Below are 13,159 nucleotides of genomic sequence, written 5' to 3' on the forward strand. Positions count from 1 at the left end.
TGTTAAAATTATTTACCTTTCAACCTCCTCCTCAAAGCGATTTATTATGGCAAAAGCCATTCGGCTTACATATTTCATTTTTATCTTTATCCTGTTCTCAGCCTGTGAGAAAAAGCAAACTCTTTTTCTTAAAAAAAGCAGTGAATCAACCGGAATTGATTTCAGTAATCAGCTTGATCCGGACTCTAACCTAAACATCCTTAATTATTTATATTACTATAATGGCGCTGGAGTGGCTACTGCAGATTATAATAATGATGGACTTCCAGATCTATATTTCACCTCTAATGAAGCATCAGATAAATTATATGTAAATCTTGGGAATTTCAAATTCAAGGACGTCACCTCACAAAGCAATATTGAGAACTCTACCGGCTGGACCACGGGAGTTTCCAATATTGATATTAACAATGATGGACTCATGGACCTCTATATTTCGAAAGTTGCAGGAATCGAAGATCTGGAAGGTCATAATTTGTTATATATCAATAATGGTATTGATTCAGATGGAAATTTGAAATTCAAGGAAAGTTCCAGGGAATATGGTCTGGACTTCAGTGGCTATTCTACGCAATCGGTTTTTCTGGATTATGATCTGGATGGAGATCTGGACCTGTTCCTCCTAAATCACTCCATTCACCCAAATCGGAATTATGGTCGTGGGAGCAAACGTTCTTCTTTCGATGCGAAAGCAGGAGACCGAATCTTCAGGAATGACGGAAGCTCTTTTGTAGATGTTTCCGCAGAAACCGGAATATTCCAGGGTCCTACGGGCTACGGTCTGGGCGTCGCAGTGGGAGATCTTAATAACGACGGTTATTCCGACATATATGTGGGAAATGATTTTTTTGAAAATGACTATGTATACATTAATCAGCAGGATGGTACTTTTCAGGAACTCATGACCGGTAGTCCGCAAAACCTGGGACATACTTCGCATTATTCCATGGGGAACGATATTGCAGATATGAATAATGATGGTCTGGCTGATATTATTTCCCTGGATATGCTACCCGAAAATCTGGAAACCTATAAAACTTCGGGACTGGAATTTCCTTTTCAGACCTACGCGAATTACTTGAGAAATGGATTCGCGCCGCAGTATATGCAAAATACCCTGCATATCAATCTTGGGGATCTTAATTTTTCTGAGGTAGCCAATCTGAGTGGTGTCGCTGCGACCGAGTGGTCCTGGAGCGCATTATTTGCCGATTTTGATAATGATACGAACCAGGATTTGTTCATTACCAATGGAATCAAAGGTGCTACCAATGACATGGATTATATCAAATTCATTTCTACGGAAGAGATTCAGCAACAATTATCCAGTGGGGAGAAAATTGACCTCGAAAATCTTACAAAGCGATTACCTGAAAAAAAGCTTGAAAATTATATTTTCAGGAATGATGGTACGCACAGCTTTACAAATGCATCTGAAGCCTGGCTTCCTGCTCAGGAAAGCTTTAGCCACGGGAGTGTTTATGTGGATCTGGATGATGATGGCGATTTGGATTTGGTGACCAACAACACCGATGACGCGGCTTTTGTCTATGAAAATACCACAGCAAAAAATAAGTTTTTAAAGGTTCAGCTGCAGGGGCCAGAAAACAATCGATTCGGCATTGGAGCCAAGGTAAGTGTTTATACAAAGTATGGAATGCAAATGAAAGAGCAATACCTAAGTCGCGGCTATCTTTCTTCGCTCGCACCGGGATTGCATTTTGGTTTGGGTTCCAGCAAAATGGTAGATTCTGTCATCGTAAAATGGTTTGATGGCAGCCAGACAATTTTAAAAGATTTGAAGGCAGATCAAAAAGTTGTTGCCAAATATTCTGCTTCTGAAAAATTTGTAACTCAAACGAAAGACGATCAGAAAGCTTATGATGCGACCGATTCTATCCTAAATTACCGACATACTGAACAGCCAAGTCTTGACTTTAACCGGCAACCGCTAGCGCTGTTTGCATATTCAAACCCTGGACCTACCATGGCGAATGGTGATCTAAATGGAGATGGATTGGAGGATCTTGTTCTTGGAGGAGGAAAGTCGCAGCCATTACAGATCTTTTTTCAGGATAATGCTGCTTTTAGCAAATTTGAAACTACAGCTTTTGAGGCTGATGCCATTTCAGAAAATACCGGAATCGCTTTGCTGGACTACGATAGGGATAGCGATCTGGACATACTGGTGGTAAGCGGTGGCAATGAATTTAAATCTGGAAAAGCGATCCAGCCCAAGCTTTATCGGAATGAAAACGGGCAGTTTATAAAAGATGAACGCGGTTTTAAAGGGGTGTCCCTAAATGCTTCAGGTGTAAGTGTGAAAGATTTCAATAAGGATGGCTATCCCGATGTTTTCATTTCGTCCAATCTTAAACCCCACGAGTTTGGTTCTAGCACACAGCAATTTCTGTTTATTAATCAAAAAGGCAGGTTTGCGAATGTAACTCCCAAATATTTCAAGGAGCTGCCCGGTAGCGTACAAACTTCAGAATGGATTGATTTCAACAGGGACGGCTTTCCAGACCTGGTGCTGGCGGGACATTGGAATGCGCCAGAGATCTACCTCAATAATGGCGGCAAGTCCTTCTCGAAAATGAATAGTAATTTGTCAGATTTCAAAGGCTGGTGGAATGATCTAAAGATTGCCGACTTTGATAATGACGGTGACCATGATCTTGTAGTGGCGAACTGGGGTCTTAATTCCAGACTTACGGCCTCTCGGGATGAGCCTGTAAATCTTTACCTGAACGATTTTGATGAGAATGGAACTTCAGATCCTGTGCTTACTTATTTTCATAAGGGTGAAGAAACCGTATTTGCTTCTAAAGATGAACTGGACCAGCAATTGCCATATTTAAAGAAAAAATTCACCACTTATAAAGATTTTGCTCATGCAGAGCTTTCAGAAATTTTTCCGAAGGAAAAATTAGCAGAAGCGCAACAGCAAAACGTTACAGAACTAGCATCCTGTTATTTCGAAAATCTTGGAAATGGAAAATTTAAAAAACATCTATTGCCTTTTGAAGCTCAGGTTTCACCAATGATGTCTATAGAAGTTTCAGACTATAATGCTGATGGTTTTCAGGATATTCTTTTGGCAGGAAATCACTATGAAATAAGCACTCAATTAGGTAGATTAGATGCTTCACATGCTGTTTTGCTATTAAATGATGGAAGTGCAAATTTTAAAGTTTCGAAACAGTTTCCAGCGATTTCCGGGGCAGCACGTGACATCGGGAAAATATGTGTGGGAAACCAGGAATATGTGATCATCACCAGGAATGACGACACTCCTGTAATATTAAAATCAACGATCAAAAATGAATAGAACCAGTTACATTCAGGTTTTAGCTATTTGCTTTGTAATATTACTTAGCGCTTGCGATTCAGATAAAAAAAGGGAAGAGGATAATCCTGCAGAAAATAATCGCTCTCAGAATACTCTTTTTACTGAAATGCTTCCGGAAGAAACAGGGATCGATTTTATAAACGAAGTTAAGAATCAGCCAGACTTCAATATTTTCAAATACCGGAACTTTTATAATGGTGGTGGTGTTGCCATTGGAGATATCAATAATGATGGACTCCCAGACATTTACCTAACCGCTAATATGAAACCGAATAAATTGTATCTCAACAAGGGGAACTTCGAGTTTGAAGATATTAGCGAATCTGCTGGCGTGGAAGGAAACAAACCCTGGTCTACCGGGGTCAATATGGTTGATATCAATAATGATGGTCTTCTGGATATTTACGTGAGCAATGCCGGCAATATGGAAGGTGACAATCATGACAATGATTTATATATCAACAATGGTGATCTAACTTTTACTCAAAGAGCTAAGGAGTTTAACCTGGCAGAAACCGGATTTAGTACGCATGCGTCCTTCTTTGATTACGACAAGGATGGTGACCTTGATGCCTATATCCTGAATAATTCCAATATTCCAGTGAGTACACTTGGTTTTGCCGAGCAACGTAACATTCGCGCGCAGGATTGGGAAGGGGTCCCTAAGATCTTTAGGGGAGTGGGAGATATGCTGCTAAGAAATGATGATGGCGTATTTACCGATGTAAGTGAGGACGCTGGTATCTTCGGAAGTTTGATTGGTTTTGGACTAGGAGTAATGGTGAGTGATTTTAATAATGACCTGTATCCAGATATTTATGTGTCTAATGATTTCTACGAGCGTGATTATTTATACATCAATAACCAGGATGGCACTTTTACTGAAGAGATTGAAAACTGGACTCAGCACTTATGTCTTTCGGCAATGGGAGTGGATATGGCAGATATCAACAATGATGGTTTCGCTGATATTTTTATCACCGATATGCTTCCCGATTCTGAAGAAAGGGTCAAATCTGTCATGGAATTTGAAGGTTATAACGTCTTTAAACTGAAGCAAAGCAAAGATTTTTTCCAGCAATACATTCATAATACGCTGCAGTTGAACAACGGCAACGAGTCATTTTCAGAGATCGCTCATTTTAGCGGAGTTGAAAGTACCGACTGGAGCTGGGCAGGCTTGATCTTTGACATGGACAATGACGGGAACCGCGATATCTATGTGACCAATGGAATTAATCATGACCTAACCGATCTTGATTTTGTTGAATTTTTTGCCAATGAGATCATTCAGAAAATGGCCCTGACCGGAAAAAAAGAAGCGATTGATTCTATTATCAATAAAATGCCGGTTACAAAACTGCCTAATTATGCGTTTCAGAATCAGGGTAATCTGAAGTTCAAGAACAAAGCTGAAGAATGGGGATTAGGTTTGCCCAGTCTCAGCAATGGTTGTGCTTACGGGGATCTTGATAATGATGGAGACCTTGACCTGGTCGTAAACAATGTAAATATGAACTCCTTTATTTACAGAAACAATTCTGAGAAAATGGTTGACCATAATTACCTTAGAATTAAACTGGAAGGTGCAGATAAGAACAGGTTTGCTATTGGAGCAGTGGTAAGGATGTATGCAGGTGAAGATATCATTTTGCAGGATGAAAATCCATCTCGCGGTTTTCAGTCCTCCATGGATTATGTGCTGAATATAGGCTTAGGTAAGAAGAAGAATTTAGATTCCTTAAGAGTGATATGGCCAGACAATGCGACCCAGTTGCTTCAAAATGTGAAAGCAAATCAAACGCTGGTATTGAATCATTCCGAAGCTAAAGATCAATTCAAGATCGGGAAGCAGGCAACATCAAAAACACTGCTTACCGAAGTTTCCAACGATAACCTGGAAAGTCATACTGAAAATCAGTACACCGATTTCGATTTTGAAGGGATGATCTATAAGAAATTAAGTCAGGAAGGACCAGCGATGGCAGTGGGTGATATCAACAATGATGGTAATGAAGATGTATTTATAGGCGGTGCTAAAAAACAAACCGGAGCAATCTACCTTAACCGTGGAAACGGAAATTTGCAGAAGATGAATCAGCCTGCTTTGACCGCAGATGCCATGTTCGAGGATACCGCCGCTTCGTTCTTTGATGCAAATGGAGACGGAAAACTAGATCTTATGATTGGTTCCGGCGGAAACGAGATTGGCGAATCCAGGAATTACCGTCCAAGACTTTATATCAACGATGGTCGTGGAAATTTTAAACCAACCGAAGCTAAGATCCCTTCCGTAGAACAGAATGTAGCGACGATCGCGCCATATGACTTTGACGATGATGGAGACGTGGATATTTTTATAGGATCCAGAAGTGTGGCAGTAAACTATGGAATTGACCCACAGCATTTGTTTCTTGAAAACCAGGGAAATGGTGAATTTGTAAACGCTACAGAAAGGGTTGCCTACGATGTAAAATATGCTGGGATGATTACAGACGCTACCTGGGAAGATATGGATGGTGATGGAAAGAAAGATCTCATCACTGTTTCAGACTGGGGTGCACCTCATGTTTATACCAATTCAGGGAAAAGACTGAACCTGCTTAAAAATGAACTGGAAAAGTATTCTGGATGGTGGAATACGGTGGAAACTGCAGATCTGGACAATGATGGTGACATGGATCTGGTTTTAGGAAATAAGGGAGCTAATCTGGCCTATGAGACAAGTTTTGAAAATCCTATGAAGTTATGGGTAAACGATTACGATGATAATGGAACTATCGAGCAGATCGTCACCCTGCATAGTGATGGTAAGGACTATCCACTGCACATGAAGAAAGAGATGATTTCCCAGCTGGTTTTTCTGAAAAAGGAAAATTTAAAAGCTTCAGAATATGCGAAGAAAACCGTACAGGAGTTGATCCCGGATCAAAAAATCCAGAATTCTATAGTTAAGGAAGCGAATATTTCAGAAACCATTATTGCTATCAATGATGGGAAAGGTCAGTTTAAAATCAAAAAACTTCCGGGAAGAGTCCAGTTTTCTTGTGTTTGCGGAATTTCCTGTGTTGATGTTAATAACGACGGTAATCTTGACCTGGTAATGGCAGGTAATGATTTTGAATTTAAACCACAGTTTAGCCGACTCGATGCAGGCTATGGAAATGTACTGCTAGGCGATGGTAAGATGAATTTTGAATGGAAAGATTTTAAAGAAAGCGGTTTCCATATTCGGGATGAAGTGAAATTTCTGAAACGCATTCAGGATAAAGACGGTAAGACTTTTATAATCGCTGCTATTAACGACCAAAAACCTCGAATTTTTGAAATCAGCAATCTGTAGATATTTACTTTTCTTACTGGTAATCTTACTTTCCTCGTGTACCAAAGACTATAAAAAGGAAGAGGAGTGCCTCTTTTTTAGTAACCCAAAAGAGAAAGTAACCGGGATCGATTTTGTCAATGAACTTAAGGAAACCCGGGACCAGAACATTCTGGATTATCTCTATTTCTACAATGGAGGAGGCGTAAGTATTGGAGATATCAATAACGACGGACTCCCGGATATCTATTTCACCGGAAACCAGGTTAAAAACAGGCTCTACCTCAATAAGGGTTCATTGCAATTTGAAGACATTACGCTAAAGGCGGGTGTTGGCGGCCAAAGCACCTGGAATACAGGGACGACCATGGCAGATGTTAACGGCGATGGATTGTTGGATATTTATGTTTCTGCGGTCGTTGGCGTAAATGGTTTTCAAGGTCACAACGAATTATTTATTAATAATGGAGATCTAAGCTTTACTGAAAGCGCTGCTGAATATGGTCTTGACCTGGATACTTACAGTTCGCAGGCTGCATTTTTCGATCTCGAAAATGATGGGGATCTTGATGTATTTATTCTGAATCATGCGGTGCATACCAGCGAATCATTTGGCCCTGCAGAGATCCGGAATAACCGGGTGTACGAGAGTGGTGATAAATTGATGCTGAATGAGAATGGAAAATTTAGAGATATAAGTGAACAGGCAGGAATCTATGCCGGAGCGAATTCTTACGGTTTAGGCATCACCACTGCCGATTTCAATAATGATGGCTTTACAGATGTATATATTGGGAATGATTTTCACGAAGATGATTACTATTACGTGAACAACGGCGACGGTACCTTCAGCGAGCAGTTGAAGAGCAGGTTTGGGCATACGTCCAGGTTTTCCATGGGAAATGACGCCGCAGATATTAATAATGATGGATTTGTGGACCTGATCACGCTGGATATGCTGCCCGAAGATGAAACTGTTTTAAAATCTTCCGCAGGAGATGATAATGTGAATCTGGACCGTTTTCGTATCGAAAAATTGGGGTATCATCCACAGTACACCCGCAACATGCTTCAGATCAATAAAGGTGGGGAATACTTTGCTGAAACGGCACTCATGAGCGGCGTAGCGGCTACAGACTGGAGCTGGGGACCGGTATTTGCAGATTTTGATCAGGATGGCTCTCAGGATCTGTTTATTAGCAACGGCATTCCCAGACGCCCAAATGATCTGGATTATGTGAAATATACTTCTAATGAGCAAATTCAGAAAAAACTGGATAAAACCACCATCGTGGATAATGAAGTGCTCGATAAAATGCCTTCTGGCGCTGTCACTAATTATATCTTTCGGGGTTCTGGAAATGGGCAGTTCGAAAATGTGACGAAGCGATGGATCTCGAATGATAGCATTATTTCAACCGGAGTGGCCTATGGCGACCTGGATAATGATGGTGACCTGGATATCGTTACCAACAACATCAACCAGCCGGTAAGTGTTTATATCAATGATTTCGCGGAAGGAAATTATTTAAAAATCAAGCTTGAAGGGCCAGATAAGAATACCTTCGGAATAGGAGCAAATGCGATACTTTATACCTCTGAAGGCATACAATCCCGACAACTTTACAGTACAAAAGCTTTTCAGTCTTCCTCGGATCCGTTAATGCATTTCGGTTTAAAACAAGATGAAATTGCAGATAGTCTAAGGGTTATATGGCCAGGTGATCGTTCACAGCTTATACGCTCACCCAAACTAAACTCTAATTTTTTGCTGAAGTTTTCCAATGCAAAGGATAGTTTTAAAACTTCTGAAATACTTAAATCCCGAAGCAAACTTCCATTTAAAAGAACTGAAGACTTTGGGATTGATTATAAGCATGAAGAGAATATTTATAATGATTTTGATATACAGAAATTGATACCACATCAAACTTCAGATCTTGGACCTGCGGTTCAGGTTGCAGATCTCAATAATGATGGGCTGGATGATATTATTTTTGGAGCTTCCAGGTTTAAACCAGCAGCGATATTTTATCAGAAAAATGGTGAATTTGTAAAACAGGAAATAGGCGCAATCACCAAGGATTCTCTGGCTGAAGATGCCGCGATCACTATTGCAGACCTTGATAATGACGGATTACAAGACATTCTTATCGCCTCCGGTGGCGGAGAATCTGTCGGGAAAAATAAGCATCTGCTGGATAGGCTCTATTACAACTCAAAATCAGGTGAGTTCAGGAAGTCAGTTGATTTTCCAGAGTTGTACCTCAATTCCTCGGTCATTAAAACTGCCGACTATGATAATGACGGTGATTTGGATATTTTTATAGGCAGTAATGCACAGAATTACCAGTATGGTGCGATCCCGGAATCGGTATTATTACATAATGACGATGGAAAATTTCAGAAAGTACAATCGAAGACCTTTCAGAATATTGGTATGATCACCGATATGATCTGGACAGACATTGATGCAGATAATGATTTGGATATGATCATGGTAGGGGAGTGGATGCCTCCTGTGATCCTTGAAAATAACCAGGGAACTTTTGAAAAATCCACGAAGCTAGATAACAGGTCGTTAAACGGACTATGGCAAACTTTGATCGCTGCAGATATCGATCACGATGGTGATATGGATTATCTTCTGGGCAATTGGGGTCTGAACACAAAATTGAAAGCTTCAGCTGAACATCCTCTTAAATTATATTACAAAGATTTTGACCAAAACGGTTTAACCGAAACCATTCTTGCCATGGAAAAAGATGGCAAATATTATATGCCTTATGGCCTGGATGAGTTAAGTTCCCAGTTAAACCAGATGCGCAAGAAGTTCACTCAGTATAAGGATTTTGCTGGTAAAAGCATCGATGAAATATTTTCTAAAGACGAATTGAATAGCGCAGATTTGCTGGAAGTACATACACTTTCATCTGGTTATCTGGATAATGATAAAGGTACTTTTAAGTTTAAAGCTTTTAAGAATGAGTTACAAACAGCCCCAATTAAAGCAATATTTAGTTACGATTTTAACGAGGATGGTAAAGAGGAGGTTCTGGTAGGAGGCAATTATTTTGGAGTGACCCCATACCATGGAAGATTTGATGCTATGGGTGGCGTGCTGATGTTAAATCAGGATAAAATTCTTGATTCTTATGAAATTGGTTTAAATTTATCACAAAAATCTGTTAAAGATTTCTCGATAATTAAAATTGCCAATAGGCCCTATCTTATAGTGACCATCAATAATTCAGAAATTGAAATCTATGAATTCAGTTTTTAAAACTTACATACTCCTTGCATGCAGTCTGGTTCTATTCGTTTCCTGTGATCAGGAAGAGAAAGAAATCGTAGTTACACCAGATGATTTTCATGCAGCGAACGAGCACATTAGTAAAACAATGGTGCACGATATATTTTCTCCTCCTGTGGCAAGCAGAGTATATGCTTACTCAAATATTGCCGCTTACGAAGTAATGGCTCAGTTTGATGAAAATTATCAGAGCCTGGCAGGTCAACTAACCAACCTGGAAGAAGTACCAGCTCCAGAGTCTGATCTTACCAATCCTGAAGTTGCAGCCATCGTCGCTTTTTATGATATCGCAACCAGCCTGGTATTTTCAGAAGAAAGAGTGAAGATGAAAAGTGACAGCCTTTATAACAAGTGGAAAAATACCAATGAGAGGTCCTTCAAAGTTTCTGAAACGTACGGGAAAAGAGTAGCCGCTCATATAAAGGACTGGTTAAAGCAGGACAATTATTCTGAGACTCGAACCATGCCTAAATTTTCAATTCTTACAGATGATGAGAGTAGATGGCAGCCAACACCTCCTTCCTATATGGATGGTATCGAACCACACTGGATGAAAATCAGGCCATTTGTGATCAATAATGCAAACCAGTTCAAACCGGTACCGCCACCAGAATTTTCTATGGAAGAAGGCTCAAGATTTCATACTGAGCTTATGGAGGTCTATAACATCAGGGAAAAGATCGCTCAGGATGAAGAGAACAGTGAAGAAATGGCTATCGCCAAATTCTGGGATTGTAATCCTTATGTTTCCATACTTAGAGGCCATTTGATGTTTGCCACTAAAAAGATCACTCCGGGTGGTCACTGGATGGGTATTGTGAAAATTGCCTGCCAGAAGGACGAAGCGAACTTCAGCAAATCTGTTTACGCCTATTCTAAGACCGCTATTGCTATTGCAGATGGTTTTATTAGTTGCTGGGATGAAAAATACCGTAGCAACCTTGTAAGACCTGAAACGGTGATCAATAAATATATTGATGAGAACTGGACATCTGTTTTGCAAACACCACCATTTCCGGAATATACAAGTGGTCATTCTGTAATTTCTGCAGCTGCTGCCACAGCATTGACAGATATTTTTGGTGATAACTTCGCCTTTGATGATGATACTGAAGTAGATTATGGACTACCGGTTAGAAGTTTTGAATCATTTAATAAGGCTTCAGAAGAGGCAGCAAACAGCAGATTATATGGTGGTATTCATTACCGCGCGGCAATCGAAGTGGGATTAAGCCAGGGCCAGGATCTTGGGAAATATGTGATCGATAATCTTCACATGACAAAATCTTCTAATAAAACCGAATTAGCTTCCAACTAACATGATCAAGAAGTTCGTAACAATCCTGCTGGGTGTTCTACACCTCAGCCTGGGTTGGTTTTTATTTGTGAAAAAGTACGATTACCAGTTCAGGTTTCAGGCAAAGCATTCTCCTGCTCTGGTTCAGCAGGAAATCAAAGACATCGAAGCTTACAGTATTTTTAAGAGTCAGCCGAAAGTTGTATTTCAGCAAAACGAAGGTTACCAGGAAATTCTACAAACCCTGCAGTTTGGAGACGAAGAACTTCAGCTATTGTGGGAATTGGAAAATCATGCAGACAGCCTTACTAACATTTCCGTGAATGTTGCATCCAATAAATCAATTGGTAATAGACTTGCTCTGCTGAATGTATTTGCTTATAGTGACTATATTGACAGTCTTGAAAACTCTTTTCTGAAATTTGGTAAGGAGTTGCTGAAAAGACAGTCGGCTTATAGGGTGCAGGTGATCGATAGTATCGTGTATTCTCCCGCGCTCGATTGCATTTGCAAACCTGCTGAAGGTATTAAGGTTGAAAACAAAGCCATGCAAATGGTTAGAGATATTGGTTACCTGGAAGACTTCCAGATCGCCCATAAACTAAAACTGACGGCTTATCCATTCGTAAAGATCAAGGCCTGGGATGAACAGAACGGTACTATAGACTATGACTTTTGCTTCCCGGTAAATCTTGCCCAGGATATAAGGCCCAATACGTTTATTGAATTTCAGCAATTTCCGGCAACGACTTCTTTGAAAGCGATTTACAATGGAAATTACAGGAGTTCAGATCTTGCCTGGCATCAATTGCTTTCTGAAGCAAGTGAACGTAGTCTGAAAACCAGTAAATTGCCTCTTGAAATCTTCTGGAATAACCCTAAAACCGGAGGAGATGCTTTGAGTTGGAAAGCCGAAATCTTTATGCCGGTAGAGCCTCGGAAGTAAAATCTGCAGGCACGAGAATCTTTAGTTTTTCATCCATGATACTAATTTTCACTTCAGAATTTTCACCTTTAAATTCTCCATCTATCTGAAATGCCACAGGTTTTTTACAGGTGATCCTGGCCTCTTTAACCTGAAAAGTTTCAACAACATCTGAATGAATATCGGTTTCATTGCGAATAGTCTTGATGATCTCTTTTATATCCAGTTTCTTATAGATAATAATCTCGAACAACCCATCATTCATTTTTCCTGCAGGGTTGATGTTAGCACCGGTACCATACTTGTTTGCATTGGCTATGGCGAGTAAAGCGCCGCTGGTTTCGCGCTTCTTGAAATTGGTTTCCACTTCAAATTCAAAAGGGTATTCACTTTTAAGCAAAGTTGGAAGTGATTGTAGCAAATAACCAATTTTTCCTCGAAACCTGGATTCTTCATAATTCTGAATCAATTCAGCATTTAAACCAAGATCGCTTAGATGCAAACAAATATCATCATTGATCTTGAGGAGGTCCATTTCAAAGATTGTACTGCCAAAGGCTATTTCCACCTGTTGATCCAGCGATTCCGGGATATTGAAATTTGTAGCTAGTCCATTGGCAGATCCAGCCGGGATAATTCCTAATGGGATATCATAGTTTTTGATCGCATTGGCTACCAGGTTGATCGTACCGTCACCACCAATCGCCACAATCCTTTCAATTTTATGTGATTCTATACGCTGCTGAATTTTTTCGGTATCTTTCTTACCCGTTGTGGCAAACAAATGGAGAGTCAGGTCGTAAGTTTTAGCGTAGTTTCTAACCCTTTGTATTAGTTGCTTTTTATCCAGATCACCAGATATTGGATTCACTATCAATAAAACTTGGTTAAAATTCATATAGATTTAGTTGAATTACCTCTAAAATTAACTATTTTGGAACGGAGTGATT

6 protein-coding genes are annotated in these 13,159 nt (G+C 40.0%); 5 read left to right on the forward strand and 1 reads right to left on the reverse strand.

Annotated features, from left to right (window positions below):
* Positions 1-46 precede the first annotated feature (46 nt).
* From G529_RS0113300 to G529_RS0113320, 5 genes are read left to right on the forward strand one after another with little or no spacing between them, the layout of a single operon-like run.
* Positions 47-3,331, forward strand: a complete 3,285-nt coding sequence (locus tag G529_RS0113300) for a VCBS repeat-containing protein (RefSeq protein ID WP_026915993.1) — start codon at positions 47-49, stop codon at positions 3,329-3,331.
* Entirely contained in the window at positions 3,324-6,695 is a 3,372-nt protein-coding gene (locus tag G529_RS0113305) for a VCBS repeat-containing protein (protein ID WP_026915994.1), read from the forward strand. The genes G529_RS0113300 and G529_RS0113305 overlap by 8 nt, the downstream gene beginning before the upstream one ends.
* Positions 6,676-9,957, forward strand: coding sequence for a VCBS repeat-containing protein (locus G529_RS0113310; RefSeq protein WP_245566932.1), 3,282 nt, complete (start codon positions 6,676-6,678; stop codon positions 9,955-9,957). Before G529_RS0113305 ends, G529_RS0113310 begins: the two co-directional genes overlap by 20 nt.
* Positions 9,941-11,305 (forward strand): vanadium-dependent haloperoxidase, encoded by a 1,365-nt coding sequence (locus G529_RS0113315; RefSeq protein ID WP_035696133.1) that lies wholly within the window; start codon positions 9,941-9,943, stop codon positions 11,303-11,305. The genes G529_RS0113310 and G529_RS0113315 overlap by 17 nt, the downstream gene beginning before the upstream one ends.
* A gap of 1 nt (position 11,306) precedes the next feature.
* A complete protein-coding gene (locus G529_RS0113320) occupies positions 11,307-12,230 on the forward strand; it encodes a GyrI-like domain-containing protein (protein WP_026915997.1) in 924 nt (307 codons plus the stop codon).
* On the opposite strand, the gene G529_RS0113325 is transcribed toward G529_RS0113320, so the two are convergent.
* Positions 12,205-13,107: a diacylglycerol/lipid kinase family protein gene (locus tag G529_RS0113325; protein WP_026915998.1), complete on the reverse strand. Its 903-nt coding sequence runs from the start codon at positions 13,105-13,107 to the stop codon at positions 12,205-12,207. The two genes, G529_RS0113320 and G529_RS0113325, sit on opposite strands and share 26 nt — an antisense overlap.
* Positions 13,108-13,159: the final 52 nt, after the last annotated feature.

It is taken from the genome of Christiangramia portivictoriae DSM 23547 (assembly GCF_000423045.1).
Taxonomy (GTDB): Bacteria; Bacteroidota; Bacteroidia; order Flavobacteriales; family Flavobacteriaceae; genus Christiangramia; species Christiangramia portivictoriae.

Bases quoted from the DNA above. Each gene is read 5' to 3' on its own strand.
- G529_RS0113300 (WP_026915993.1), top strand. From the start codon at position 47: ATGGCAAAAGCCATTCGGCTTACATATTTCATTTTTATCTTTATCCTG.
- G529_RS0113305 (WP_026915994.1), top strand. From the start codon at position 3,324: ATGAATAGAACCAGTTACATTCAGGTTTTAGCTATTTGCTTTGTAATA.
- G529_RS0113315 (WP_035696133.1), top strand. From the start codon at position 9,941: ATGAATTCAGTTTTTAAAACTTACATACTCCTTGCATGCAGTCTGGTT.
- G529_RS0113320 (WP_026915997.1), top strand. From the start codon at position 11,307: ATGATCAAGAAGTTCGTAACAATCCTGCTGGGTGTTCTACACCTCAGC.
- G529_RS0113325 (WP_026915998.1), bottom strand. From the start codon at position 13,107: ATGAATTTTAACCAAGTTTTATTGATAGTGAATCCAATATCTGGTGAT.